The organism is Pseudomonas sp. TS_SC_3 (assembly GCF_056156225.1).
In genome coordinates this window covers 2,441,971-2,468,692 of record NZ_CM149586.1, presented here as the reverse complement: position 1 = coordinate 2,468,692, position 26,722 = coordinate 2,441,971, and the positions used below count along the sequence as shown (strand labels likewise).

General features: G+C 61.1%; 19 protein-coding genes. 15 read left to right on the top strand and 4 right to left on the bottom strand.

Annotated elements, in window-relative coordinates:
* Positions 1-81 precede the first annotated feature (81 nt).
* The 4 genes from guaB to tadA all read left to right on the top strand — a co-directional run bounded on the left by guaB (position 82) and on the right by tadA (position 5,384).
* Positions 82-1,551 (top strand): IMP dehydrogenase, encoded by a 1,470-nt coding sequence (gene guaB / locus AC0J6G_RS11920; RefSeq protein WP_475247978.1) that lies wholly within the window; start codon positions 82-84, stop codon positions 1,549-1,551.
* 225 nt (positions 1,552-1,776) lie between these two features.
* Positions 1,777-3,357 carry a glutamine-hydrolyzing GMP synthase gene (gene guaA / locus AC0J6G_RS11915; RefSeq protein WP_475247976.1) on the top strand — a complete coding sequence of 527 codons (1,581 nt, stop codon included), beginning with the start codon at positions 1,777-1,779 and terminating at the stop codon, positions 3,355-3,357.
* A gap of 171 nt (positions 3,358-3,528) precedes the next feature.
* Positions 3,529-4,899: a multicopper oxidase family protein gene (locus AC0J6G_RS11910; protein ID WP_475247974.1), complete on the top strand. Its 1,371-nt coding sequence runs from the start codon at positions 3,529-3,531 to the stop codon at positions 4,897-4,899.
* A gap of 2 nt (positions 4,900-4,901) precedes the next feature.
* A complete protein-coding gene (gene tadA / locus AC0J6G_RS11905) occupies positions 4,902-5,384 on the top strand; it encodes a tRNA adenosine(34) deaminase TadA (protein ID WP_475247973.1) in 483 nt (160 codons plus the stop codon).
* A gap of 32 nt (positions 5,385-5,416) precedes the next feature.
* Here tadA and mltF read toward each other — a convergent pair whose 3' ends face one another.
* The gene (mltF, locus tag AC0J6G_RS11900) at positions 5,417-6,877 is read right to left on the bottom strand and encodes a membrane-bound lytic murein transglycosylase MltF (protein WP_475247971.1); all 1,461 of its coding nucleotides are present in this window, start codon (positions 6,875-6,877) and stop codon (positions 5,417-5,419) included.
* A 211-nt stretch (positions 6,878-7,088) separates the two neighbouring features.
* Between mltF and purL the strand changes: the two genes are divergently transcribed.
* From purL to AC0J6G_RS11885, 3 genes are all read left to right on the top strand, one after another.
* Entirely contained in the window at positions 7,089-10,985 is a 3,897-nt protein-coding gene (gene purL / locus AC0J6G_RS11895) for a phosphoribosylformylglycinamidine synthase (RefSeq protein WP_475247969.1), read from the top strand.
* 18 nt (positions 10,986-11,003) lie between these two features.
* A complete protein-coding gene (locus tag AC0J6G_RS11890) occupies positions 11,004-11,273 on the top strand; it encodes a CDGSH iron-sulfur domain-containing protein (RefSeq protein ID WP_475247967.1) in 270 nt (89 codons plus the stop codon).
* Between the two features lie 157 nt (positions 11,274-11,430).
* Positions 11,431-11,748, top strand: coding sequence for an NGG1p interacting factor NIF3 (locus AC0J6G_RS11885; protein ID WP_475247965.1), 318 nt, complete (start codon positions 11,431-11,433; stop codon positions 11,746-11,748).
* A 78-nt stretch (positions 11,749-11,826) separates the two neighbouring features.
* Here AC0J6G_RS11885 and mksF read toward each other — a convergent pair whose 3' ends face one another.
* From mksF to mksB, 3 genes are read right to left on the bottom strand one after another with little or no spacing between them, the layout of a single operon-like run.
* Complete coding sequence (gene mksF, locus AC0J6G_RS11880; protein ID WP_475247964.1) at positions 11,827-14,631, bottom strand: Mks condensin complex protein MksF; 2,805 nt, start codon at positions 14,629-14,631, stop codon at positions 11,827-11,829.
* Entirely contained in the window at positions 14,628-15,323 is a 696-nt protein-coding gene (mksE, locus tag AC0J6G_RS11875) for an Mks condensin complex protein MksE (RefSeq protein WP_475247962.1), read from the bottom strand. The genes mksF and mksE overlap by 4 nt, the downstream gene beginning before the upstream one ends.
* Positions 15,320-16,570 carry an Mks condensin complex protein MksB gene (mksB, locus tag AC0J6G_RS11870; protein WP_475247960.1) on the bottom strand — a complete coding sequence of 417 codons (1,251 nt, stop codon included), beginning with the start codon at positions 16,568-16,570 and terminating at the stop codon, positions 15,320-15,322. The genes mksE and mksB overlap by 4 nt, the downstream gene beginning before the upstream one ends.
* 323 nt (positions 16,571-16,893) lie before the next feature.
* Here mksB and AC0J6G_RS11865 point away from each other — a divergent pair, with 323 nt between their 5' ends.
* The 8 genes from AC0J6G_RS11865 (at position 16,894) to AC0J6G_RS11830 (ending at position 26,264) form a co-directional block, all read left to right on the top strand.
* Positions 16,894-17,991 carry a carboxynorspermidine decarboxylase gene (locus tag AC0J6G_RS11865; RefSeq protein WP_397377311.1) on the top strand — a complete coding sequence of 366 codons (1,098 nt, stop codon included), beginning with the start codon at positions 16,894-16,896 and terminating at the stop codon, positions 17,989-17,991.
* A gap of 134 nt (positions 17,992-18,125) precedes the next feature.
* Positions 18,126-19,370, top strand: coding sequence for a saccharopine dehydrogenase family protein (locus tag AC0J6G_RS11860; protein ID WP_475247958.1), 1,245 nt, complete (start codon positions 18,126-18,128; stop codon positions 19,368-19,370).
* Positions 19,371-19,621: 251 nt separating this feature from the next.
* Positions 19,622-21,169 carry a 2-isopropylmalate synthase gene (locus AC0J6G_RS11855; protein WP_475247956.1) on the top strand — a complete coding sequence of 516 codons (1,548 nt, stop codon included), beginning with the start codon at positions 19,622-19,624 and terminating at the stop codon, positions 21,167-21,169.
* On the top strand, positions 21,166-21,972 hold the full coding sequence (locus AC0J6G_RS11850; RefSeq protein ID WP_475247954.1) for an energy transducer TonB: 807 nt from the start codon (positions 21,166-21,168) through the stop codon (positions 21,970-21,972). Before AC0J6G_RS11855 ends, AC0J6G_RS11850 begins: the two co-directional genes overlap by 4 nt.
* A 57-nt stretch (positions 21,973-22,029) precedes the next feature.
* Positions 22,030-22,482, top strand: a complete 453-nt coding sequence (gene rimI / locus AC0J6G_RS11845) for a ribosomal protein S18-alanine N-acetyltransferase (protein ID WP_475247952.1) — start codon at positions 22,030-22,032, stop codon at positions 22,480-22,482.
* 212 nt (positions 22,483-22,694) lie between these two features.
* A complete protein-coding gene (locus AC0J6G_RS11840; RefSeq protein ID WP_475247950.1) occupies positions 22,695-24,602 on the top strand; it encodes a bifunctional metallophosphatase/5'-nucleotidase in 1,908 nt (635 codons plus the stop codon).
* A gap of 102 nt (positions 24,603-24,704) precedes the next feature.
* Positions 24,705-25,349 carry a carbonate dehydratase gene (gene can / locus AC0J6G_RS11835; RefSeq protein ID WP_475247948.1) on the top strand — a complete coding sequence of 215 codons (645 nt, stop codon included), beginning with the start codon at positions 24,705-24,707 and terminating at the stop codon, positions 25,347-25,349.
* Positions 25,350-25,352: 3 nt separating this feature from the next.
* On the top strand, positions 25,353-26,264 hold the full coding sequence (locus AC0J6G_RS11830) for a DMT family transporter (protein WP_475247946.1): 912 nt from the start codon (positions 25,353-25,355) through the stop codon (positions 26,262-26,264).
* Positions 26,265-26,722 lie beyond the last annotated feature (458 nt).

Here is a 26,722-nt window from a genome sequence, read left to right as displayed (position 1 = left end):
TACCAATACTTTGCGTTGAGTGCAGGGGGGCGTCTGAGTATAATGGCGCGCTTCCAATTTTCCCGCTCGGGAGCCCCCGCCATGCTGCGTATCAGTCAAGAAGCTCTTACCTTCGACGACGTTCTACTTATCCCTGGTTATTCCGAAGTTTTGCCGAAGGATGTCAGCCTCAAAACGCGCCTGACCCGTGGCATTGAACTGAATATTCCATTGCTCTCTGCCGCCATGGATACCGTGACTGAGGCCCGTTTGGCGATTGCCATGGCCCAGGAAGGCGGCATCGGCATCATCCACAAGAACATGACCGTCGAGCAGCAAGCTGCCGAAGTGCGCAAGGTCAAGCGCTACGAGTCTGGCGTGGTCAAGGACCCGATCACCATCGAGGCCGACGCAACGGTAGGCGATCTGTTCGACCTGACGCGGCAGAACAATATTTCCGGCGTACCGGTGCTGCACCACGGTGACCTGGTCGGCATCATCACCAGCCGTGACGTGCGCTTTGAAACCAACATGACCTCCACCGTGCGCGACGTGATGACGCCTAAAGAGCGTCTGGTTACGGTCAAGGAAGGCGAAGACACGCAGACCGTGCGCAAGCTGCTGCACAAACACCGCATCGAGCGCGTGTTGATTGTCGACGACCAGTTCCGCCTCAAGGGCATGATGACTGTTAATGACATCGAGAAGGCCAAGGCCTACCCGCTGGCCAGCAAGGACGACCAGGGTCGTCTGCGCGTTGGCGCAGCGGTTGGCACCGGTGCTGATACCGAAGACCGCGTTACCGCGTTGGTGCATGCCGGCGTTGACGTGATCATCGTTGACACCGCCCATGGCCACTCCAAAGGCGTGATCGACCGCGTACGCTGGGTCAAGCAAACCTTCCCGCAGGTGCAAGTCATCGGCGGCAACATCGCCACCGGTGCTGCGGCCCGAGCGCTGGCAGAAGCCGGTGCGGATGCGGTCAAAGTGGGTATCGGCCCAGGCTCGATCTGCACCACGCGTATTGTTGCTGGTGTCGGCGTGCCACAGATCACTGCTGTCGCCAATGTCGCGGCTGCGCTGGTCGGTACCGGTGTGCCGTTGATTGCTGACGGTGGTATTCGTTTCTCCGGTGACCTGTCGAAAGCCATCGTGGCTGGTGCTTCGTGCGTGATGATCGGTTCGATGCTGGCCGGTACTGAAGAAGCGCCCGGTGAAATTGAGCTGTTCCAGGGCCGTTCCTACAAGGCTTACCGCGGCATGGGTTCGCTGGGGGCTATGGCTCAGGCGCAAGGCTCATCGGATCGTTACTTCCAGGACTCCTCCGCGGGCGCCGAAAAATTGGTGCCGGAAGGTATTGAAGGGCGTGTGGCCTATAAAGGCGCCATGGGTGCCATCGTTCATCAGCTAATGGGCGGCCTGCGTGCCTCCATGGGCTATACCGGTTGCGCCACCATAGAAGAGATGCGCAGCAAGCCTGAGTTTGTGCGCATCACCGGCGCGGGCATGGCTGAGTCGCACGTACACGATGTGCAAATTACCAAAGAGGCACCCAACTACCGCGTTGGTTAAAAATCGATTTGACGCTGCTGCGTTTGGCCACGCTGCGTTGGACGGAAGTTCGAAAGGCTCATTTGCTCCGGCAAACGTCGCTCTCTTGCCTCTTCCCAGCTTGCCTGACCTACGCTGACGCCGCGGCAAATTGATTTTGAAGGGATAGAAAAGCACGGGGCTGTTGCTGTTGAAAACGACGGGGCAGCCCCGAGTCATTTGTGAATTACGCTACGAGAGACGGCCATGGCTCATCAAGATATCCACGCTCACCGCATCCTGATTCTGGATTTCGGCTCCCAGTACACCCAGCTGATCGCCCGCCGCGTACGCGAGATCGGCGTTTACTGCGAGTTGCACCCGTTTGACATGAGCGACGATGACATCCGGGCCTTCGCCCCGCGCGGCATCATCCTCGCCGGTGGCCCGGAGTCGGTGCATGAAGCCGGTAGCCCGCGCGCGCCACAAGCGGTGTTCGATCTCGGTGTACCGGTTTTCGGCATCTGCTACGGCATGCAAACCATGGCCGAGCAACTCGGCGGCAAGGTTGAGGGTTCCGAGCTGCGTGAGTTTGGTTACGCCCGCGTTGACGTGGTCGGTAAGAGCCGCCTGCTCGATGGTATCGAAGACCACATCGACGCCGACGGCCTGTTCGGCCTCGACGTGTGGATGAGCCACGGTGACAAGGTCACCAAGATGCCAGCAGACTTTCATGTTCTGGCCAGCACCCCGAGCTGCCCGATTGCCGGCATGTATAACGACGAGCGTTGCTACTACGGCGTGCAGTTCCACCCGGAAGTGACCCACACCAAGCAGGGCGGTCGCATCCTGTCGCGCTTCATTCTCGACATCTGCGAGTGTGAAGCCCTGTGGACGCCGTCGAAGATTGCCGAAGACGCCATCGCCCAAGTGCGCGCTCAGGTCGGTGATGCCAACGTGCTGCTCGGCCTGTCCGGCGGCGTGGATTCCTCGGTGGTTGCGGCGCTGCTGCACAAAGCCATTGGCGATCAACTGACCTGCGTGTTTGTGGATAACGGCTTGCTGCGTTTGCACGAAGGCGAGCAGGTGATGGCCATGTTCGCTGAGAACATGGGCGTCAAGGTGATCCGTGCCAACGCTGAGGCGCAGTTTCTCGACAACCTGGCTGGCGAGAGCGACCCCGAGAAGAAGCGCAAGATCATCGGTCGCACCTTTATCGATGTGTTCGATGCCCAGGCCAGCCAGCTGGATAACATCCAGTTCCTCGCCCAAGGCACCATCTACCCGGACGTGATCGAGTCGGCGGGCGCGAAAAGCGGCAAGGCCCACGTGATCAAGTCGCACCACAACGTCGGCGGCCTGCCGGAAGAAATGAACCTGAAACTGGTCGAGCCGCTGCGCGAACTGTTCAAGGATGAAGTGCGCCGCTTGGGTCTGGAGCTCGGCCTGCCGTACGACATGGTCTACCGTCACCCATTCCCGGGCCCAGGCCTGGGTGTGCGTATCCTCGGTGAAGTGAAGAAGGAGTACGCCGACCTGCTGCGTCGCGCCGACCACATCTTTATTGAAGAGCTGCGCAAGGCCGACTGGTATCACAAGGTCAGCCAGGCCTTCGTGGTGTTCCAGCCGGTGAAATCGGTGGGCGTGGTCGGTGACGGCCGTCGTTACGCCTGGGTTGTCGCCCTGCGCGCGGTGGAGACCGTCGACTTTATGACCGCACGTTGGGCGCACCTGCCTTACGAGCTGCTGGAAACCGTCAGTGGCCGCATCATCAACGAAATTGAAGGCATCTCCCGCGTCACCTATGACGTGTCGAGCAAGCCGCCTGCCACCATCGAGTGGGAGTGATGTAGCCGACAAGGGCAGCGCAAGCTGCCCTTGTCGTATCTGCTGCGGCATTCTGTCCGTCTTTCGGGGTCGTCAGCGCTGTCGCTTAAATGAGAAGATATTGCAATTGGTAGTCCGGATTAACTCCGGATTGATATCTTCCCGGATTGCATCCGGGCTACGGGAATTTCTATGTCCTTTACCCGCAGACAAATGCTGGTTGGTCTAGCAGGCCTTGGTGTCGTCGGCCTCGGTGCCGGCGGCGTGCGTTATTGGCTGGGCCGGCCGGAAAATGTGGTAACCCACGACTATGAAATGATCGCAGCGCCGTTGGATATTGAGCTGGTGCCGGGGCATATCACGCCGGCCTGGGCGTATGGCGGCCAGGCGCCGGGTGTGGAGCTGCGCTGCCGCCAGGGCGAACGCTTGGGGGTGCGCTTCATTAATAAACTGGACGTGCCGACCACGATTCACTGGCACGGTATTCGTCTGCCGCTGGCGATGGACGGCGTGCCTTATGTGTCGCAGGCGCCGGTGCTGCCGGGGGAATACTTCGACTACAACTTCATCACCCCTGATGCCGGTAGCTTCTGGTATCACCCGCACGTCGCCAGCGGCGAGCAGCTGGGTCGCGGCCTGGTTGGCGCGTTGATTGTCGATGAGCGCGAGCCAAGCGGTTTTAAGCATGACCACACGCTCAACCTGAAGAGTTGGCATATCGACGAGCGGGGTGCGTTTACCGAGTTCAGCGTACCGCGTGAGGCGGCGCGTGGCGGCACCCCTGGGCGGCTGAGTACCGTCAATGGCCAGCATGCGCCAACCTTGGATTTGCCGGCCGGGCAGGTGGTGCGCCTGCGCTTGATCAATCTGGATAACACTCTGACCTATCGCCTTAACCTGCCCGGCGCGGATGCGCGTATCTATGCGTTGGACGGCAATCCGGTCGAGCCAAGGCCGCTGGGCAAGGAGTACTGGCTGGGGCCGGGTATGCGCATTGAGCTGGGGTTGAAGGTGCCGGCGGCGGGCAACGAATTGTCGCTGCGTAACGGCCCATTGCGCCTGGCAACCTTGCGCGCACAGCCCAGTGCAGAGGGGGTAAGTGATTGGCCGCCGGCGCTGCCCGCCAACCCGGTGGCCGAGCCTGATCTGGTTAATGCGGAAACCGTCAAATTTAACTTCGAGTGGGCTGGCGCGGTGTCGGTTGGCCTGGACCAGGGCGCGGCGCACAGCTTCTGGCAGATCAACGGCCAGGCCTGGGATATCAATGACAAGACCTGCGCCGATCGGCCGATTGCTCGCCTGCAGCTGGGCAAGAGTTATATCTTCGAGCTGCGCAACCTCAGCCAGTATCAGCACCCGATCCACCTGCACGGCATGACCTTCAAGGTGCTGGCCTCGGACCGCAAGTCGATCATTCCATATTTCACTGACACCTACTTGCTGGGTAAAAACGAGCGCGCGCGTGTCGCGCTGGTCGCCGATAATCCCGGAGTTTGGATGTTTCACTGCCATGTGATCGACCATATGGAAACCGGTCTGATGGCATCAATCGAGGTCGTTTAAGCGTGCGCCAACCCCTGATCATTGATCGCAGCCAGGATCCGCACTTTATGCGTGAGGCCCTGGCCCTGGCCGCCGAAGGGGCGGCCCTGGGCGAGGTTCCAGTCGGCGCGGTGCTGGTGCAGGATGGCCAGATTGTCGGTCGCGGCTTTAACTGCCCGATCTCCACCCATGACCCCAGCGCCCACGCCGAGATGGTGGCGATTCGCGCGGCGGCGCAGGCCGTGAGTAATTATCGCCTGCCGGGTAGCACGCTCTATGTGACGCTTGAGCCATGCAGCATGTGCGCTGGGCTGATTGTGCATTCACGCGTGCAGCGGGTGGTTTACGGTGCCAGTGAGCCTAAGGCGGGCGTGGTGGCCAGTCGTGGTGAGTTTTTCAGTCAGGCCTTTCTCAACCATCGCGTGTTGGTTGAAGGCGGTGTGCTGGCTGATGAGTGTGGTGCTGCGCTGAGCGAGTTCTTCAAGTTGCGCCGCGCAGCGCGCTAAAGCCCCTCCCACCGAGAACGGAAGGTATCGGTCTACAGCGGCGACAGTTCTTCCGGTGGCGGCGTTTTGTTCACCCCCGGTACATGCAGGTTGCTGTCTGCGATCTGCGAGCCTTCCAGCTGCGGCTGGGTTACCCAGGTCAGAATGTCGTAGTAACGGCGGATGTTGCGCACAAAATGCACTGGCTCGCCGCCGCGGGCATAGCCATAACGGGTTTTGCTGTACCACTGTTTTTGTGAAAGGCGCGGTAGGATCTTCTGCACATCCAGCCATTTGTTCGGGTCCAGGCCCTCGACTTCAGTGAGTTTGCGCGCATCTTCCAAGTGCCCGCCGCCGACGTTGTAGGAGGCCAGGGCAAACCAGGTGCGGTCCGGCTCCTGAATGCTCTCCGGCAGTAGGCTTTTCACATAGGTGATGTATTTGGCCCCGCCGTCAATGCTCTGTTTGGGGTTCAGGCGATCCGATACGCCCATGGCCTGGGCTGTACGCAGGGTTAGCATCATCAGCCCGCGTACGCCGGTTTTCGAGGTGGCGGTGGGCTGCCAGAGTGATTCCTGATAACCCATGGCGGCCAGTAGGCGCCAGTCAACCTGGTTGGCCTGGGCGGCTTCGCGGAAGTATTTCTCGTAGCGCGGCAGCCGTTGTTGCAGGTGTTTGGCGAAGGTGTAGGCGCCGACATAACCGAGTACATCGACATGGCCGTAGTAACGATCTTTCAAGCGCTGCAGGCTGCCGTTCTGCTGGGCGCGCTCGATAAAGGCATTCATTTCGTCGAGCAGGCTGCGGTCTTCACCGGGTGCGGTGGCCCATGCCAGGTTTTGTGCATCGCCCAGATCAAAGGCTACGCGCACGTTGGAGAAGTACACCTGGTTCATCGCCAGTTCGTTGGAGTCAACCAGGGTCAGATCGATTTGCCCTTCATCAACCATGCGCAGCAGGTCGACCACTTCAACAGCGGAGGACTCTTCATAGCTCAGCTCAGGCAGTTGCAGCTTGAGCGCTGCCAATTGTTCGGCGTGGCTGCTGCCCTTGAGTACCAGAATGCGTTTGCCGACCAAATCGCTGGTACGGGTCGGGCGTTGCTGGCCGTTGCGGTAGATTATCTGGGGGGTGACTTCGAGGTAGGGCAGGGAGAAGCGTGCATGCTGCTGCCGTCCGTCGCTTTCTACCAGGCCGGCGGCTGCGAGAACCGGGCCGCTGGGTGTGTTCAGGCTGGCGAACAGCTCGTCGAGGTTGTCGGCGGTTTCGATTTTTAGCTCAACGCCCAGGTCGTCGGCAAAGCGTTTTACCAGCTCGTATTCAAAGCCGGTTTCGCCGTTACGGTCCTGGAAGTAGGTGGCCGGGCTGTTACGGGTGATCACCCGCAGTACACCCTCCGCCTGCACGCGTTCGAGTGTGCTGGGTTCTTCAGCACAGCCACCGAGCAGCAGGAGGATTCCGATCACCGATAGCCAGCAGGCGCGGCGCGTGCGGAACGCAGATTGGGCAAACATCGGCGCAGTATACGCAAAGGTTGGGGTGCGCCATATCTCGACAGCGCGTGGCTTCTCTGCTAGCACAACGGCATGGTTTGCCCGCGGTCAGTGGGCGTTTTAGGGGCGTGATCCCTGGCTGATAGAGCCTGGCCATCGCGGGTGCCGTTGGCAGCGCTTTAGGCTAGAATGCACGGCCTCAAAGTACACCCCTTCCCAGAGGCTGTCCCCGATGTTGATCCTGCGCGGCGCTCCCGCCCTATCTGCTTTCCGTCACGGCAAACTGCTTGAGCAACTGACCAGTAAGGTTCCTGCGGTCACCGGTCTGTATGCCGAGTTCGCGCACTTCGCCGAAGTGTCCGGCACTCTTAATGCTGACGAAGAACAGGTATTGGCCCGTTTGCTGAAATATGGCCCGAGTGTGCCGGTGCAGGAGCCAAGCGGCCGCCTGTTTCTGAGCATTCCGCGCTTTGGCACCATCTCTCCGTGGTCGAGCAAGGCCAGCGATATCGCCCGCAACTGCGGCCTGGCGAAGATTCAGCGCATTGAGCGCGGGCTGGCCTATTACGTCAGCGGCGAGCTGAATGCTGCCGAGGCGCAGCAGGTTGCCGGCGTGCTGCATGACCGCATGACCCAGCTGGTGCTGGAAAACTTCGAAGGCGCCGCGGCGCTGTTCAGCCACGCACAGCCTAAGCCGCTGACGGCGGTGGACATCCTCGGGGGCGGCCGCGCAGCGCTGGAAAAAGCCAACGTTGAGCTGGGCCTGGCCCTGGCTGATGACGAAATTGACTACCTGGTGACCAGCTTCAACGGGCTGGGGCGCAACCCCCATGACATCGAGTTGATGATGTTCGCCCAGGCCAACTCCGAGCATTGCCGCCACAAGATCTTCAATGCCAGCTGGGATATTGACGGCCAGAGCCAAGAGAAATCCCTGTTCGGCATGATCAAGAACACCTACCAGATGCACAGCGAAGGCGTGTTGTCCGCGTATAAGGACAACGCCTCGGTGATCGTCGGTAACGTTGCCGGCCGTTTCTTCCCGGACCCGCAAACCCGCCAGTACGGTGCGGTGCAGGAGCAGGTGCATATTTTGATGAAGGTGGAAACCCACAACCACCCGACCGCGATTGCGCCGTTCCCCGGTGCCGCCACCGGTTCGGGCGGTGAAATCCGTGACGAAGGTGCCACCGGGCGTGGTGCCAAGCCGAAGGCGGGTCTGACCGGTTTTACCGTGTCCAACTTGCAGATCCCTGGTTTTGAACAGCCGTGGGAAGTGCCGTACGGCAAACCTGAGCGCATCGTTACCGCGCTGGACATCATGATTGAAGGCCCGCTGGGCGGCGCGGCGTTCAACAACGAATTTGGTCGTCCGGCCCTGACCGGTTATTTCCGCACCTTCGAGCAGGCAATCCAAACGCCGCGCGGTGAAGAAGTTCGCGGTTACCACAAGCCGATCATGCTCGCCGGCGGCATGGGCAACATCCGCGCCGAGCACGTGCAGAAAGCTGAGATCACCGTCGGCGCCAAGCTGATTGTGCTCGGCGGCCCGGCCATGCTGATCGGTCTGGGCGGCGGTGCGGCGTCCTCGATGGCCACCGGCACCAGCTCGGCTGACCTGGACTTTGCTTCGGTGCAGCGCGAAAACCCAGAAATGGAGCGCCGCTGCCAGGAAGTGATCGACCGTTGCTGGCAGCTGGGTGAGCACAACCCCATCGCCTTTATTCACGACGTTGGCGCGGGCGGTATTTCCAACGCCTTCCCTGAGCTGGTCAACGACGGTGGCCGTGGCGGCCGCTTCGAACTGCGCAACGTGCCGAATGACGAGCCGGGCATGGCGCCGCACGAAATCTGGAGCAACGAGTCCCAGGAGCGTTACGTGCTGGCCGTCAGCGCCGTCGATTTCGAGCGTTTCAAGGCCATCTGTGAGCGTGAGCGTTGCCCGTTTGCCGTGGTCGGTGAGGCCACCGAAGAAGCCCACCTGACCGTGACCGACAGCCATTTCGCCAACACCCCGGTAGACATGCCGCTGGAAGTGCTGCTCGGCAAGCCGCCGCGCATGCACCGTTCGGCCGCCCGCGAAGCGGAGCTGGGCGATGATTTTGATGCCAGCACCCTGGCCATCGACGAAGCCGTGACCCGCGTGCTGCATCACCCGGCCGTGGCCAGCAAAAGCTTTTTGATCACCATCGGCGACCGCACCATTACCGGTCTGGTGGCGCGCGACCAGATGGTTGGCCCGTGGCAGGTGCCGGTGGCCGATTGCGCCGTCACCGCCACCAGCTTCGACGTGTACACCGGCGAAGCCATGGCCATGGGCGAGCGCACACCGCTGGCGCTGCTGGATGCGGCGGCGTCCGGGCGTATGGCGATTGGCGAAACCCTGACCAACCTCGCTGCGTCGCGCATCGAGAAGATGTCTGACATCAAGCTGTCCGCCAACTGGATGGCCGCTGGTGGCCATCCGGGTGAAGACGCGCGCCTGTACGACACCGTGAAAGCGGTCGGCATGGAGCTGTGCCCCGAGCTGGGCCTGACCATCCCGGTGGGCAAGGACTCGATGTCGATGAAAACCCAGTGGACGGACGCAGGTACGGACAAGAGCGTCACCTCGCCGCTGTCGCTAGTGGTGACCGGGTTTGCACCGGTCAGCGATATTCGCAAGACCCTGACCCCGCAATTGCGCATGGACAAGGGCGAAACCGACCTGATCCTGATCGACCTCGGTCGCGGCCAAAACCGCCTGGGCGCGTCGATCCTCACCCAGGTGTACGGCAAGCTCGGCAACCAGGCCCCCGATGTGGATGACGCCGAAGACCTCAAGGCCTTCTTCGCGGTGATTCAGGGCCTCAATGCGGACGGTCATATTCTTGCTTACCACGACCGTTCCGACGGTGGCCTGCTGGTGACCGCGCTGGAAATGGCCTTTGCTGGCCACTGCGGTTTGAACCTGTTCCTCGATACCCTGGCCGACAACAGCGCTGAGCTGGCTGGCGTGTTGTTTAACGAAGAGCTGGGCGCGGTGATTCAGGTGCATCAGGACGCCACACCGGACGTGCTGGCGCAGTTCAGCGCTGCGGGCTTGGGTGACTGTGTGGCGGTGATCGGTCAGCCGGTCAACAACGATGACGTGACGATCAACTTCAACGCGAAGCCAGTTTTTGCCGGTAAGCGTCGCCTGCTGCAGCGCCAGTGGGCGCAAACCAGCTACCAGATCCAGCGTCTGCGCGACAACGTGCAGTGCGCCGAGCAAGAGTTCGACACCCTCCTCGACGAGGACAATCCGGGCCTGTCGGCCAAGCTCAGCTTCGACGTCAACCAGGACATCAGCGCGCCGTATATCCGCAAGGGCGTACGTCCGCAAATCGCCGTACTGCGCGAGCAGGGCGTCAACGGTCAGGTGGAAATGGCGGCGGCTTTCGACCGTGCCGGCTTCAGCGCCATCGACGTACACATGAGCGATATTCTCAGCGGCCGCGTCAGCCTGGATGAGTTCAAAGGTCTGGTCGCCTGCGGTGGCTTCTCCTACGGCGACGTGCTCGGCGCTGGTGAAGGCTGGGCCAAGTCGATCCTGTTCAACGCCCGTGCCCGTGATGGCTTCCAGGCCTTCTTCGAGCGTAAGGACAGCTTTGCCCTCGGCGTGTGCAACGGCTGCCAGATGATGAGCAACCTGCACGAGCTGATTCCTGGCACCGAGTTCTGGCCGCATTTCGTGCGCAACCGCTCTGAGCAGTTCGAAGCGCGCGTGGCGATGGTCCAGGTGCAGGAGTCGGCGTCGATCTTCCTGCAGGGCATGGCCGGTTCGCGTATGCCAATCGCCATCGCCCACGGTGAAGGTCATGCCGAGTTCGAGAGTGAGGAAGCCTTGCTCGAAGCCGACTTGTCCGGCTGCGTGGCCATGCGCTTTATCGACAACCACGGCAAGGTCACCGAAACCTACCCGGCGAACCCCAATGGTTCGCCGCGCGGGATCACCGGCCTGACCAGCCGCGACGGCCGCGTGACCATCATGATGCCGCACCCGGAGCGGGTGTTCCGCGCGGTGCAGAACTCCTGGAAGCCAGATGACTGGCAGGAAGACGCCGGCTGGATGCGCATGTTCCGTAACGCCCGCGCGTGGGTGGATTGATCCAGTTGGCGCGGGCTTATGTCGAGTAAGCCTGCGCCGATTTTGCCTGAGGTGCGCCAGGTCAAACCTGGCGATACCTTACTGCTGTGCCGCTGTGGGCGTTCGTCCCAGCTTCCCGATTGTCCCCTTACGTGTCCTGATGCGCTTGAACTGCAACCTGAGCGTGAGCAGTTTCTGCTGCTGTGCCGTTGCGGCCTGTCGCAGCGCCGACCTTACTGTAATGGCAGCCATAACCCGCCGGTAAACAGCTTTAAGGCCCGCTGGCAGCGATTTTGGCGCGGTGTATAGCCTTGCCGATTAAGCGCATAGGTTGAACGCGCCGCCGATTGGCCGGTCATAAATCACCGTGTGATGGCCCGCGCCGATGCCTGTGAAGGCACAAAGCCATTATCATGGCGCATCACGTTTAAGCTGTTTTTTATCAGACCTGCCGGCGGGAACTTCGATGTACAAGTTGTGTTTTTATGTGCCTGAAATCCATCTCGACAGGGTTAAAGAGGCGGTGTTTAACGCCGGTGGTGGCCGCGTCGGTCGCTATGATCAGTGCTGCTGGCAAGTGCTGGGCCAGGGCCAATTTCGCGCGCTGGAAGGCAGCCAGCCGTTTATCGGGCAGCCAGGGCATGTCGAGCAAGTGGCTGAGTGGAAAGTTGAGATGGTGGTGGCTGACGAGTTGATCCATGACGCAGTCAAGGCCTTGAAAAAACACCACCCCTACGAAACACCGGCCTTTGACGTTTGGCGGCTATCAGACATCCCGTTTTGATTTATAAAAAAGGCACCGCTTAGGTGCCTTTTTTGTCGGTAACTGCCTGTTAGCCGCTAGAGCGCACAGGCTTGCCGGCTAAGCGTTTTCCGTCGCGTTGTCACGGCGCTGGATATATTTCCAATCCGCCTCGTCGATATAGATGCCATTCGGCCCGCTGCCGCCTTCCAGGTCGATGGCCACATGGGCCGAGACCTGCGGCTTTACCGAGGCGAGAATCGGCACAAAGCCCAGTTGCAGGCTTGTTTCGATCAGCGCTTGCTGGTTCTTCTCATCGATATCCGCGGCCTCGTCCAGGTAGTAAGGCAAACGCACCTTGCCGGCCTGGTCGCGATCCATCAGGTGTAGCAACAGGTACATATTGGTCAGCGCCTTGATGGTCATGGTGGTGCCGTTGGAGGCGGCACCATCGATATCGGTGTGGATCACCGGCTGGCCATGCACCTTGGTGATCTCGAAGGCCAGTTCGAACAGATCCTTCAAGCCCAGCTGGTTATGGTTGGCCGCAACCAGTCGCGACAGGTAGTCCTTGGCTTCCTCGTTCTTGCTGTCCTGCTCGCTGCTCTGCTGCAGGTCGAACACCGAGAGGGTTTCGCCTTCTTCGTACTGCCCAGCGCTGTGGATAATCTGGTCGATATGCTTGAGCGCGTCCTTGTTCGGTGCGAGGACGATGCGGAAGCTTTCCAGGTTGGACACCTGGCGCTTGTTGATCTCGCGGTTGAACAGCGCCAGTTGATGTTCCAGGTTGTCGTAGTCGCTGCGGATATTGCGCAAGGTGCGAGCGATATCGGTAACCGCAGCGCGACGCGCCTTGGCCAGGGTGATGGCTTCATCCTGGCGGTGGGCGTAGGCGTTGACCAGCAGGTGCAGGCGGCGCTCGACATCGTCTTCGCTGTCGAACTTGGCCACACCTTTCAGGCGCACCTGGGCGTAGAGCGCCTCGATCTGCCCGTCGATACGTTGCAGGCCTTGCCAGGCGTCCTGGTAGTCGTTAAGCAGCGGCAGCAGGTTGTCCAGCGAGTCGTCCACCGGGTCGGTAAACGGCGTGCCGAATGGCAGATCGGCTGGCAGCAGTTGGCGACGGCGCAGGGCGTCTTCCAGGGTGCGCTCCTTAGCTTCCAGATCGGCGAGCTGACGGCCGACCAATTGCAGCTTGGCGGAGAGCTGCTGCACGCGCTCGGTAAAGGCATCGGCGGTGCGCTTGAGTTCGTCTTGGGCGGCTTCTAGCTGGGCCAACTGCTCGAGTTTCTGCGGCTCTTCAACCGTCAGGGTCTGGCTCTTGCGGAAGTCTTCCAGGGCTTTTTGCGCATCCAACACGGCCTTGTAGAACTGCTCGGCCTGGGCCTTGCTCGCGGCGCGGTCGGAGGCGACCGCCTGCTGGGTTTTCAGTTGTTTGTATTCACGCTCCAGACGGTCTTTCTGGTCCCGCAAAGCAGCGCGGTCGGCCAGGGCCTGCAGGGCTGGCGGCTCGATATGCGAGAGGTCGATGGTCAGGCCCGGCACTTCGAAGTGCTCGCCCTTGAAGCCGTCCAAGATGGCTTCGAGGGATTTGACCCAGGCGTCGCCGTCGGTCAGCTGAATGCCTTTCTCACCCAGCGGCAGGCTGAACAGCTGGCCATTGAACAGGCGCATCAGGCGATCGACATCGGCCTGGCTGAATTCTTCGCGCAGGCGTGAATAGCTGTTGTTGTCTGCGTGTTCGAGTTGTTGCTTGACCGACTTTAAGCGCTTCTCCAAGTCGCGCAGGCGCTCATCCAAGTCCTCGGCGGAGAACTGCCGTGACTGCGCCAGTGCGCCGGCCAGTTCGTCGTGGGCATCTTTGGCGACCAGCAGTTGTTCTTCCAGCACCTTGGCGTCGGTGACCAGGGCGAAGCGGTTTTTCAGCACCGACAGCTCACCGAGCCAGCGCTGAATTTCGCTGATTTCGCGCTCCATGCGCATCAGCTCCTGGGTGCCGCCGCGTTGCTCGCGCTGCAAACCGTCTTGCTCGCCACGGTAATGCTCGGCCTGGATCACCAGCTCCTCGCGGCGTGCGCCGGCATAGTCCTGCCAGGTGCCGAGCAGCGAGTCGAGCAGCGGCGAGAGGCGGTGTAATTTGCCGCGCAGCCGCTCGCGTTGGGCCACGCCTGCGGCCAGCGCTTCAATCAGCGGGCCGGCAGTGACGAGGGCCTGGTAATCCTGTTCCATGCGCCGTACATCGCGGAAGGCTTCTTCGGTGGCGGCAATGTAGTCGACGCTGCCTGAACGCAGGCTGTGCTCGAAGGCATCGAGGAACAGCTGCTTAAGCTTGGCCGCAGTGATTTCGCGCATGTGCAGCAGGTTGATAAACAGCGCGCGGAAGGTTTTCAGGCTCTGCTCGCTGGTGGAGCGCAGCGGGATCAGGGTCAGGTCCAGCGGGACCGAGGTGTGCCCGCCGACCAGCAGGCGGCGCAGCTCTTCGGGCTTCAGCTCGTAGGCTTTGATGCCCTCGCGCTCCAGCGCGTTGAACAGCTCGCGCTGGCGCAGGCAGGTGCCGTTCTTCTGGTAGTGCTCCAGGTCCAGGGTGCCTTGGTAGGCGAAGAACTGGTGGCCGAAACCGCCGCCCGGGCCGCGCCCGGCCACGCCGATTACGTGCGGGCCGTGGGGCAGCACGACTTCAACGAGGATGTAGCTGGTGTCGCTGGCGAAGTAGAACTTACGTGACTGCTCCAGGCTGTACTTGCCGAAGCTCATGTCCGACATGCGCGCCAGAATCGGGAATTGCAGGGCGTTGATCGAGGCGGATTTACCCAGGTTGTTGGCGCCGTACACCGACAGCGGGTTTTCCAGCGGGAAAAGGCCAAGGCTGTAGCCAGCAGTGTTCAGTAGGGCGAAGCGGCGGATGCCGTAGCGTTCCTGGCTCATGCATCTTTCTCCTGGGCGGCGCGTTCTTCGGCCATGGCGCGGGCTAGGGCGTCTTCTTCGGATTCGTCATTCTCTGCCTCGCTGAGGCTGATGATCTCGTCTTCGGCCTCATCATCGAGCAGCACCGGCGTGGGCAGCGGCAGGCTGCTGTGCAGCGTGGCGGCCAGGTCACGGTCTTGCTGCACGGAGAGGCACACATCAAGGAAGCGGTGCATGGGCGCGAGAAAGCGGTAAATACCGTTGTCTTCGCTGGCAAAACCCAACTGGGTTAGGCGGCGCATGATTTTTTCTTCCAACTCTTCAACGCTGGTGACTTCGGCCTGCAGGAACAGGTCGCGATATTTTTCCAGCAGCGCTGGCAGCTCATCGCGACCGAGGCTGCCGCCGTCGAGCACGGCCAGCGGGTCGCGGCCCTGGTCAGCGAGGTGTTCGACCAAAATGAAAGTGAACAGCGCCAGGCGCTGGGCGGTCTTGTTGACCTGGGCGCCCATCTGCTCGGGGACGAAATAGTAGAAGCCGCGGCTGTCGCAGGTCAGCTCATAGCCCAGGGCTTTGAACAGGGCGCGGTAGGCGTCCTGCTGGCCGGCCAGCTGGGTGTAAAGCTCCGGGTGGCTGCGGCTGATGTGGTAGCCCTTGAACAGCTCGCGGAAGATCGGGGCGAGCTGGGTCAGTTCTTTCAGGTCGATATTCATAGGGCGGTGGTCCCGGCCGGCTTGATCAGGGCAAAGGAGCTCAGGCTGACCTGATGCTCGCGGGTGAGGTAGTCGCGGCGCTCCAGGCGCTCACGCTGGAAGCGGCCATCGCGCGACAGGCGCGAGAACCAATAGAGCAATTCGTCAGTGCCGCCGTCGGGTTCCTGTTCCAGCAGCCAATCCATCAGGTCCGGCAATGGCAGCGCCTGCTCGCAACGCTCGATCATCTCCCGCGCGGTGCGTGGCGCGCTCGGGGCTTCGCCTTTGCGGCTGGTATGCGCCTTGGGGAACTGCGCCGGTTTGGGTTCGAAACGGGCCAGGGCGTAGACATAGGCCTCGACCTGCGACGCGGTGCCGAGAAAGGTGCTCTGTGGGCGGGTGAACAGCGGCAGGGACGCCTGCGGCACGGCGTCCAGGCCCTTTTTGCGGATCGCCGCCAGGGCCAAGGCTGCGCCACGGGTCACGGCGTTATGCCGGCGCGCTTCCTCGCGCAGCGGCAGCAGCAGCTCGCGGGCGCGGCGCAGGGTTAGCTGGGCGGTGGTTTGCATTTCCAGAATGCGCGCGTGGGTGCGCAGCAGCAGGTCATCATCCACCAGTTGGCCGAGGCGCTGCTGTTCGCCGAGCAGGCGCAGCAGCACATGCTCAACGCGGGATACGCCTTGTTCGAAGGCGCCGTCGGCCGCCACCAGTTGGATCATCGGTTCGACGTATTCGTCCCAGGTGGCCAGTACTTCGGCGTAGCGCTGACGTAGCGGGATCTGCCGGTCGCTGGTTTTGGCGCGGTCAGCCACGGCCACCAGTGCTTGCTCATCGTTGGCCAGTTTCTTCAATACATCGCGTACGCGCATGTCGAGCAAACGCAGCTGGCGGGTCAGGTCGGCGGAGTCGCGGACTTCGAAGGCGTCCTTGATATAGCCGGCCAGTCGCTCCAGATGGCGCAGGTAGGCCTCGATTTCCAGGCACAGGCCCAAGCGGTGTTCGCGGCGCAGGTAGGCGAGAAAGTCGTGAATCTGCGCGTTCAGCTCGAAGCGATTGGGGCTTTTGGCCACCGGCACCAGGATGTCCAGGCGAATCCACTGGTCGAGCAGGGCGGTGATGTCGGTTGGTGTGCTGTCAGGCAGCTGGGTGCTGAGCTGGTTACGCAGCTCCACCAGGCTCAAGGTGCCGCTATCGAAGCGTTCGCACAGCGGCTCCAGCAACGTCCAGTGTTCGGCGAGGGCACGTAATACGCGCTTGGGATCAATCATCGGGGCATCCGCTCCGCGGGCTTTTTGCAAAAAACGCCGATTGTACTGCATGGGCTGGCTAAGGCTTGAATGTCCGTTAGCGGTGGTGGCGAGCAGCCGGTTGTCATGCTGATGTCATCGCCGCTGTGCACTCTGCGGGCACGCGATTTCAACAGCTGGCGCGGTGCGGATTGTGTGGATGGGGCGTTAGTGGTCAGCCAACCGACGAAATATCCCCCTCGCTCTTTCGATATGCGCCGGTTGCCGTCACAATTCGCCCCCACTTTTTGGGGAGGGGTCAGCACTGCTGATTGCCTGCCGGCCGACCTTGCATAGGCATAGAGATGATCAAGACACCTTACTACCTTATCGATAAGCAAAAGCTGCTGGGTAATCTGGAGAAGATCGCCTACGTGCGTGAGCACTCCGGTGCCAAGGCGCTGCTGGCGCTCAAATGCTTCGCCACTTGGTCGGTGTTCGACCTGATGCAGCAATACATGGACGGCACGACCTCATCGTCCCTCTATGAGTTGAAGCTCGGCCGGCAGAAGTTCGCCGGCGAAACCCACGCCTACAGCGTGGCCTGGGCCGATGATGAAATCGAAGAGATGGTCGCCAACTGCGACAAGATCATCTTCAACTCCATTGGCCAGCTTGAACGCTTCGCCGAGGCCACCGAGGGCACCATCCGTGGCCTGCGCGTTAACCCGCAGGTGAGCAGCTCCGATTACCTGCTGGCCGACCCGGCGCGTCCGTTCAGCCGCCTGGGCGAGTGGGATCCGGAAAAGATCGCCGCGGTGATGGATAAGATCAGCGGCTTTATGTTCCACAACAACTGCGAGAACGGCAGCTTCGAGCTGTTCGACCAGATGCTGACCACCATTGAAGAGCGCTTCGGCCACCTGCTGGAACAAGTGGAGTGGGTCAGCCTCGGTGGCGGTATTCACTTCACCGGCGACGACTATCCGCTGGATCAGTTCTGTGCGCGGCTCAAGGCCTTCTCCGAGCGTTTCGGTGTGCAGGTCTATCTGGAACCGGGCGAAGCGGCGATCACCCTGAGCTCCTCGCTGGAAGTCACGGTGCTCGACACCCTCTACAACGGCAAGCACCTGGCCGTGGTCGACAGTTCGATCGAAGCGCACATGCTTGACCTGCTGATCTACCGCCTTAACGCCAAGATGGAACCCTGCAACGGTGAGTACACCTATATGGTGTGCGGCAAGTCCTGCCTGGCCGGTGACATCTTCGGCGAGTACCAATTCGACAAGCCACTGGCCATTGGTGATCGCCTGTCGTTTATCGACGCCGCCGGTTACACCATGGTCAAGAAGAACTGGTTCAACGGCCTGAAAATGCCGTCCATCGTGGTCAAGCAACTCGACGGCAGCGTCGAGGTGGTACGCGAATTTGGCTTTGACGATTACCTGTCGAGCCTGAGCTGATCCGTAGGGTGGACGACGCTTTTCCGTCCACCGCTCTGCAATCACACAGGTGGATGCAAGCAGCGTCATCCACCCTTCGTGTTGTAAACCCGCTACAACTCTCTCAATAACGCAGTACCCAGGAGGTGAAACAATTGAAGAAGAATGTTCTGATCATTGGTGCAGGAGGTGTCGCCAAGGTGGTGGCCCACAAGTGCGCGCAGCACAACGACGAATTGGGTCGCATTGCTATCGCGTCGCGCAACATCTCCAAATGCCAGGCCATCATCGACAGCGTTAACGCCAAGGGCAGTTTGAAACAGCCGGCCAAGATCAAGGCCTTTGCCCTCAATGCGCTGGATATTGAAGCAACCAAAGCACTGATCCGCGAAACCGAATCGCAGATCGTCATCAACGTGGGTTCGGCCTTCCTCAATATGTCGGTGCTGCGCGCCTGTATTGATACTGGCGTGGCCTACCTCGACACGGCCATCCACGAAGAACCGGGCAAGATTTGCGAAACGCCGCCTTGGTACGGTAACTACGAGTGGAAGCACCTGGCCGAATGCCAGGAAAAAGGCGTGACGGCTATCCTCGGCGTCGGTTTCGATCCGGGCGTGGTCAATGCCTACGCTGCACTGGCGCAGCAACAGTACTTCGACAGCATCGAGTCGATCGACATCCTCGACGTCAACGCTGGTTCCCACGGCAAGTACTTCGCCACCAATTTCGACCCGGAAATCAATTTCCGTGAATTCACCGGCCAAGTCTGGAGCTGGCAGAACAGCCAGTGGACCAGCAACAGCATGTTTGAAGTCAAACGCACCGACGACCTGCCGGTAGTCGGCGAACAGAATCTGTACCTGACTGGGCATGACGAAGTGCATTCCCTGTCCAAACACCTGAACGTGCCCAACGTGCGTTTCTGGATGAGCTTCGGCGAGCACTACATCAATGTGTTTACCGTACTGAGAAACCTCGGCCTGCTCTCCGAGCAGCCAGTAAAAACCGCCGAAGGCCTGGAAGTCGTGCCGCTGAAACTGGTCAAAGCCGTACTGCCTGACCCGTCCTCGCTGGCGCCGGGTTATAGCGGTAAGACCTGTATTGGCGATTTGGTCAAAGGCACCAAAGACGACAAGCCAGCCGAGCTGTTTATCTACAACGTCGCCGACCACAAAGATGCGTATGTGGAAACCGACAGCCAGGGTATTTCCTACACCGCTGGCGTACCGCCGGTCGCGGCTGCGCTGTTGGTGGCGCGTGGTGATTGGGATGTGGCGCGCATGGCCAACGTTGAAGAGTTGCCGGCTGAGCCGTTCCTCAAGCTGCTCGATGTCATGGGTCTGCCGACCCGCATCAAAGACGCCAATGGCGACCGTCCGTGGGATCAAGCCCTCTGATTGGCTGTTGCTAGCCGGACTCTAGACCGTAGGATGGGTTGAGCGAAGCGATACCCATCAGCGGTAAAGGCGCTGTCCCAACAAAACGCCCGCCATTTTGGTGGGCGTTTTGCTTTCTGCCGCTTTACCCGCGACATCGCATCCATGTGCGCCGCGCTTCCCGCCTGCGGCATTTCACGCGACAATCAAAACTTATCGACACGCGCCCCAGCGTCGGGTGCGTGCTACGGCGACTCCGTGAGGACACCAGCATGAGCAGCAACGACCGCGTCATTATTTTCGATACCACCCTGCGTGACGGTGAGCAGAGTCCCGGCGCGTCCATGACCGGTGAAGAAAAGCTGCGTATTGCCAAGGCCCTGGAGCGGCTCAAAGTCGATGTCATCGAAGCCGGCTTTGCCATCGCCAGCCCAGGCGACTTTGCCGCGGTCAAGGCGATTGCCGACAGCATCAAAGACAGCACCGTGTGTAGCCTGTCGCGCGCGTTGGACGCTGACATTGACCGCGCCGCTGAAGCGCTCAAAGGGGCCAACTCCGGGCGCATTCATACCTTTATCGCCACCAGCCCGATCCATATGCAGTACAAGCTGCGCATGCAGCCGGATCAGGTGGTTGAGCAGGCCGTGCATGCGATCAAGCGCGCGCGCAACCTGTGCAGCGATGTTGAGTTCTCCTGTGAGGATGCCGGCCGTTCGGAGATTGATTTCCTCTGTCGCATCGTCGAGGCCGCGATCAACGCGGGCGCGCGCACGATCAATATTCCCGATACCGTGGGCTATGCCATTCCGCATCAGTACGCCGAGACCATCCGCCAACTGATCAACCGCGTACCCAACGCCGACAAGGCGGTGTTCTCCGTGCATTGCCACAACGACCTGGGCCTGGCCGTGGCCAACTCGCTGGCCGCTGTGGTGGCTGGTGCGCGCCAGGTGGAGTGCACCATCAACGGTTTGGGCGAGCGGGCCGGTAACGCCGCGCTGGAGGAGATCGTCATGGCGATCAAAACCCGTGAAGACCTGCTCGGTGTGCACACCCGCATCGACACGCCGCATATCCTCAGTGCCTCGCGTTTGGTTTCGGGTATCACCGGTTTCCCGGTGCAGCCGAACAAGGCCATCGTCGGCGCTAATGCCTTCGCTCATGAATCAGGCATTCACCAGGACGGCGTGCTCAAACACCGCGAAACCTACGAAATTATGTCGGCGCAGTCGGTCGGCTGGCACACCAACAAGCTGTCGCTGGGCAAGTTGAGCGGGCGTAACGCCTTCCGCTCGCGCTTGGATGAGCTGGGCATCGTGCTGGCGGGCGAGGCTGAGTTGAACGCGGCGTTCGCCCGCTTCAAAGACCTGGCCGACAAGAAGCACGAGATTTTTGATGAAGACCTGCAGGCCTTGGTCTCTGACACCCTAGCCGAAGAAGCGCCGGAGCATTTCAAGCTAATCACCCTGGACGTGGCCAGTAGAACCGGTGAAGTGCCGCAAGCCCAGGTGGTGGTCAGCGTTGAGGGTGCCGAGCACAACGCCAGCGCTCAGGGTTCGGGGCCGGTGGATGCAATTTTCAAAGCCATTGAATCAATCGCCAGCTCTGAGGCCAGCCTGCAGCTGTATTCGGTTAACGCCATCACCCAGGGCACCGACTCGCAGGGTGAGGTGACTGTGCGGCTGGAGAAGGGGGGGCGCATCGTCAACGGCAACGGCGCGGATACCGATATTCTGGTGGCCTCGGCCAAGGCCTACATCAATGCACTCAACCTGATGCAGGCCGGGCAGAAGGCGCATCCACAGGCGGCTGACGTTTGATTGCAGAACTGCGCCGTCGTGCCTACCTGAGCGCCATGCAGGTGGCCAGTTGGCTGCCGCGCGTGGAGCTGCCGTTTGCCGCGCCCTCACGTCCGGAGCTGTTGCAACCGCTGGAGCCGGAGCCAGAGCCACCCGCAGTTGTGCCCCAGGCGCCGCTTGCCAAACCGGTAGCGGCTTATGAGGCGCCCCCAGCAGCACCCGCTCAGGTCGAGCCGCGTGTGAAGGTCGAAGTACCGCGCCCTGTGCCAGTGGCTCGTACGAATAAGCCGCAAGCAGCTGACCCCAGCGACGAGGCCGCCCCGGCAAAAGTCGCCATCCAACCGCCCCCCCGTTTCGCCCTGCAATTGCTGCGCGCCGGCGCCTGTGCGGTGCTGGTCGAATTACCCACCGGCGAGCCGCTGCAAGGCCGCGACCCGGCCTACTTGCTGCTCAAGGATTTACTGCGCGCCGCCGGCCTGCCGGACAGCCCACAGCTGATTGGCGAGCCGGTGCGCTGGCCGCTGCTGGCGCGCGGGCAGATTGAGCAGGGGCCAAATGCCGCGCTGGAGTTTGTGCAAAGTTTTGTCGGCGCCCGGCTGGAGGAGCAAGAGCCATGCCGCTGCCTGTGGCTAGTCGGCTTGCCGGCCATTCGCTTTGCCGGTGAAGCGGATGCCAACGCCTATAACCGCGAGTTGCAGGTTGAAGGCTTGGGCGCGGCCTGGGCGCTGCCGGGTTTGGAGTTGCTGATGGATGAGCCCGAGCGCAAGCGCGAGCTGTGGCAGGCCATGCGTCGCGTGCGCCAGCGCTGGTTGGCCGACGCGTGATTACACCTTTATCCGGCCGCTTGGCCGAGTGTTCTACTGCTTGCCGAGTCCACCTGAATGAGTGATGCAATCAGCTTCCGCCCGATGACGGCGGCGGATATCGATACGGTGTTAAAAATTGAATACGCCGCCTTCAGCCATCCCTGGACGCGCGGCATCTTCACCGACAGCCTGACCGCCTATAACTGCTGGGTGATGCTAGAGGGCGAGCAGCAAGTCGGCCACGGCGTCATCCAGATCATCATGGACGAAGCCCACCTGCTCAATATCACCGTCAAGGTCGAAAGCCAGGGCCGTGGCTTGGGCCTGAAACTGCTTGAGCACCTGATGCAGCAAGCGCAAGCGCAGGGGGCCAACGACTGTTTTCTTGAAGTGCGTGCCAGCAATCAAGTGGCGTACCGCTTGTACGAGCGCTATGGCTTCAATGAAGTGGGCCGTCGACGTGATTACTACCCGGCTGTTGGCGGGCGCGAAGATGCCTTGGTGATGGTCTGCCCGCTGTTCGACTAGCGTCACCCCAGCGCCTGCCGATTGTGTGGGAAGGGCTTTAGCCACGATTGGCTTTAATGCCTCAGCGTATCGTGCCCCTCGCACCAGGTGCTGACCCGATTGGCTACCTTCAGCGGCGCCATTCACCGCTGACCTGCCGCAGGGCTTGTCGCATACTGGCGCGCGCTGCTTTAGCTGCAGCGGTATTCGGTCCATTGCCCTAAGGATTTGTCATGCGCCTGTCTGCTTCGTTGCTCGCGGTGTTCTGCCTGTTCACCGCCCCTCAGGTCTTCAGTGCCGAACGCAGCTTTACCATTCTGCACACCAACGATTGGCAATCACGCCTGCTCGGCTTTGGCCCCAATAACGAATATTCCCCCGCAACGACGGGTGATGACGACACCGTCGGCGGTGTCGCGCGCCTGGCCACCTTACTTGAACAACGCCGCGCCGCTGCTGGCGAGCAGCCGGTGCTGCTGCTCGATGGTGGCGACTTCAGCATGGGCACGCTGTTTCATACCGTGACCCGCGAAACCGGCGGCGAGCTGCGCCTGATGACTGAACTGGGCTACGACGCCGCAACTTTGGGCAACCACGAATTCGATTTTCGTCCGGCCGGCTTGGCCGCGATGATCAGCTCGGCGCACAAAATCAAAGGCGACGCGCTGATGCCGCTGTTGTCGAGCAACCTTGGCTTTGATCCCGCGCGCAAGGAAGACGACAGCCTGCAGGTGCACTATGAGGCTGGGCGCATTGCGCCGTACAAGTTGATCGATAAGGGCGGTATTCGCTTTGGCCTGTTCGGCCTGCTCGGCAACAACGCCGTGGCGGTGAGCCCGATGATTAAACCGGCGGTGTTTGCCGACCCTGTGGTGACTGCTCAGGCCATGGTCGCCAAGCTGCGTGAAGAGGGCGCCGAGGTGGTGATTCTGCTTTCGCACATGGGCGTGGTGCAGCAGGAGGACGGCAGCTGGCGCGGTGAAGAGGTCGAGCTGGTCGAGCAGGTGCCGGGTATCGATATCGTCGTCGGTGGCCACTCGCACACCGCGCTGGCGCAACCGCTGCTGGTGGGCGGCCGCACGCCGGTGATGCAAGCCGGTTCAGAGATCCAGCACCTCGGCGAGCTGCGCATGCGTTTACCAGCGGACGGTAAGCCGCAGGTTGTCGAGTACCAGCTGCACCCGATCAATGACCAGATTGCCGGCAGCGCCGCGATTACCGCCCAGGTCGAGGACTTCAAGCAAGTGGTCAGCGCGCAGATGCTGGCGCCCAAGGGTTATACCTTCGACCAGCCGCTGGCCAAGGTCGACAAAACCCTGACTCGTGCCCATGACGACCCGATACTCGGCAATCTGGTCACCGACGCGCTGCGCCAGGCCACGGGCAGCGATGTGTCATTCACCGGCAATGGCACCATCCGCGACAACATGATCATGGGGCGGCTGGGCGTACAGGCGGTATCCGATCTGTTTCGCATTGCTCCGCTGGGCGTTGGCGAGTTGGATGATGCGCCGGGTTATCCGCTGATCAAGGTCTACGTCAGTGGGCAGGAGCTGAAGAACCTGCTCGAAGTGCTGCTGCTGGCCTATCAGGTGCGCGAGAGCAAAAGCTATTACCCACGCGTATCGGGCCTGCGGTTTAGCTACAACCCCTGGCGTGTGCCGTTTGATCGGGTCAGCCAGATTGAACTGGGCGACCCGCTCAAGGGCTATACGCCGCTCGACTTAGCCGATCAGCGCCTCTACAGCATCGGCGCCACCAGCTACGTGGGCAGCTTCACCTGGCTGGTCAGCGACCTGACCAAAGGCCTGCTCAGCGTGCAACCCAAGGATGCGCAGGGCCGGCCGCTAACGGCGATCAAGGATGCGATTATCGATGCCGATCCCCAGCAGCCCGGCGTGCAGGAATATAAAGAATGGCAGGGGCTGCTGGACCATATCCGCAACTTGCCCGATCTGGACGGCGATGGCCTGGCTGATATCCCAACCCAGGGCGCGGCCGCCGAGCAGCGCATGCTGCGTGCGCCCAGCCTGCGGCCGGCTGATTTATACCGCTACGCCGGGCCGCTGCAATGGGGCGTGAGTGTGGTGCTGTTGGCGGGCATGCTGCTGATTCTCTGGCTATTGCGCCGCCGCGCCTGAACAAGCCTGCGGCCGCTCGTTTGCTGTGACGGCGGCTACCCCGCGCTTGTCAAAAGCCCCCTGCGCTCCTATGGTGCGCATCGACGAATCCGGGAGTAAAGCATGAGCGATTTACAGCACCTCTTCGACAACAACGCGCGTTGGGCCGAAGCGATCAAAGAGGAAGATCCCGAGTTCTTCGCCAAACTGGCGCAGCAGCAGGTGCCCGAATACCTGTGGATCGGCTGCTCCGATGCGCGGGTGCCGGCCAACGAGATTGTTGGCCTGTTGCCGGGTGATCTGTTTGTTCACCGCAATGTTGCCAACGTGGTGCTGCACACCGACCTCAATTGCCTCTCGGTGATCCAGTACGCAGTGGATGTGCTCAAGGTCAAACACATCCTGGTCACCGGCCACTATGGTTGCGGCGGTGTGCGTGCTTCGATGCAGGACGGTCAGCTTGGTCTGATCGATGGCTGGTTGCGCAGCATTCGTGACCTCTACTACGAGCACCGCGAGCACTTGGCGCAGTTGCCCAGCGAGGAAGAGCAGGTCGATCGCCTGTGTGAGCTCAACGTGATCCAGCAAGTGGCCAACGTCAGCCACACCACCATCGTGCAGAACGCCTGGCATCGTGGGCAGCCGCTGGCGGTGCATGGCTGTATCTACGGCATCAAGGACGGCCGCTGGAAGAACCTCAACGTCACCGTCAGCGGCATGGAGCCGCTGCCACCGCAATACCGCCTGCGCCCCCTCGGCCAGAACTAAGGCATGCAATCTTCTGAACGTTTTGCGCTGGCCGGCCTGCTGCTGGCAACCCTTTGCTGGTCGGGTAACGCCCTGGTCGCACGGGCGTTTGCTGGCGCGATCCCGCCGTTTACCCTGTCATTCTGGCGTTGGAGCCTGGCCCTGGTTCTGTTGTTGCCCTTCGTGGCGAAGCCGCTGTGGCAACACCGTGCAGCACTGAGTGCCGCCGGCTGGCGCTTGCTGGTGCTCGCGGGTGTCGGCATCGCGGGGTTCAACAGCCTGCTGTATGCCGCCGCGCAAACCACGGCAGCGATCAACCTTTCCCTGGTCAATACCTGCCTACCGCTGATGACCTTTATTGGCGCCGGTTTGCTGCTGGGTGAATGGCCGCAACGGCGCGCCTGGTTGGGTATGGCCGTGGCAGCATTTGGTTTGCTGGTGCTGATCAGCAAAGGCAGTTGGGCGAGCATCAGCGGCCTGGCATTCAATCAAGGCGACCTGATCATGCTGCTGGCGGTGGCCGACTGGGCGCTCTACTCATTGCTGCTGCGGCGTTGGTCTGCTCATCTGCTACCTATCCCTCCGTTGGCCCTGCTCGGTATGTTGATGCTGCTGGGCGTGCCGCTGATCCTGCCGCTCTATTTATATGAGTTAGCCCAGGGCGCACGTTTCAGCCTTACACCGGATAACTTTGCCGCCATCGGCTACACGGCGATCTTCGCCTCACTGCTTGCCTATCTGGCCTGGAACCACGCCATCCGCGTACTCGGCGCCGCCAAGGCGGCACTCTCCAACTACCTGATGCCCGTATTTACCGCCGTGCTGGGTTGGCTGCTGCTTGGGGAGGGGTTGCAGAGCTACCACTGGCTTGGCGCTGCACTGATCTTTACCGGTTTGCTGCTGGCCACGCAGAGGCAAGCGAACGCCGCTAGGTAGCGATGTAGTGGGGCATGTGACGTGACTGTTAAGCCTGCTGTGGGTTCCAGCTTTTTGCCGCATCGCTGCTGGTGGCGGGTGTTCTTGAAAAACGGTTAAAATAAAAAAGGGCTTACCTTTCGGTAAACCCTTGTTTTGTTTGGTACGCAGTCATTTGAACTGAATAGGTAAGTGCCTGTTTTTATTGTGTTTTGTTGTCGTGTGTTTTGTTAGGCATACACTAGGGCATACACGGTGCTGGCTGCTGGCCTGCTTTTGGCTCACTTTTGAGCCATCCATAACATGGGGTGAATTAATAAAGACGGACATTCCTACCACCGCCTCAGCTAGAGAAAAAACGGGGCTCCAATTACCCGTGTAGGGTGGCCCCCCTTCCAGAGGACCCGTAAAAGTCGGCCTCAATGTGAGTTTGGCTCACGCACAACAGCGCACCGCCAAGGCTTTGCCCGCTGCTGGCC

Coding starts and splice junctions, on each gene's coding strand:
- guaB (WP_475247978.1), top strand. CDS start 82: ATGCTGCGTATCAGTCAAGAAGCTCTTACCTTCGACGACGTTCTACTT.
- guaA (WP_475247976.1), top strand. CDS start 1,777: ATGGCTCATCAAGATATCCACGCTCACCGCATCCTGATTCTGGATTTC.
- AC0J6G_RS11910 (WP_475247974.1), top strand. CDS start 3,529: ATGTCCTTTACCCGCAGACAAATGCTGGTTGGTCTAGCAGGCCTTGGT.
- mltF (WP_475247971.1), bottom strand. CDS start 6,877: ATGTTTGCCCAATCTGCGTTCCGCACGCGCCGCGCCTGCTGGCTATCG.
- purL (WP_475247969.1), top strand. CDS start 7,089: ATGTTGATCCTGCGCGGCGCTCCCGCCCTATCTGCTTTCCGTCACGGC.
- AC0J6G_RS11890 (WP_475247967.1), top strand. CDS start 11,004: ATGTCGAGTAAGCCTGCGCCGATTTTGCCTGAGGTGCGCCAGGTCAAA.
- AC0J6G_RS11885 (WP_475247965.1), top strand. CDS start 11,431: ATGTACAAGTTGTGTTTTTATGTGCCTGAAATCCATCTCGACAGGGTT.
- mksF (WP_475247964.1), bottom strand. CDS start 14,631: ATGAGCCAGGAACGCTACGGCATCCGCCGCTTCGCCCTACTGAACACT.
- mksE (WP_475247962.1), bottom strand. CDS start 15,323: ATGAATATCGACCTGAAAGAACTGACCCAGCTCGCCCCGATCTTCCGC.
- mksB (WP_475247960.1), bottom strand. CDS start 16,570: ATGATTGATCCCAAGCGCGTATTACGTGCCCTCGCCGAACACTGGACG.
- AC0J6G_RS11865 (WP_397377311.1), top strand. CDS start 16,894: ATGATCAAGACACCTTACTACCTTATCGATAAGCAAAAGCTGCTGGGT.
- AC0J6G_RS11855 (WP_475247956.1), top strand. CDS start 19,622: ATGAGCAGCAACGACCGCGTCATTATTTTCGATACCACCCTGCGTGAC.
- rimI (WP_475247952.1), top strand. CDS start 22,030: ATGAGTGATGCAATCAGCTTCCGCCCGATGACGGCGGCGGATATCGAT.
- AC0J6G_RS11840 (WP_475247950.1), top strand. CDS start 22,695: ATGCGCCTGTCTGCTTCGTTGCTCGCGGTGTTCTGCCTGTTCACCGCC.
- can (WP_475247948.1), top strand. CDS start 24,705: ATGAGCGATTTACAGCACCTCTTCGACAACAACGCGCGTTGGGCCGAA.
- AC0J6G_RS11830 (WP_475247946.1), top strand. CDS start 25,353: ATGCAATCTTCTGAACGTTTTGCGCTGGCCGGCCTGCTGCTGGCAACC.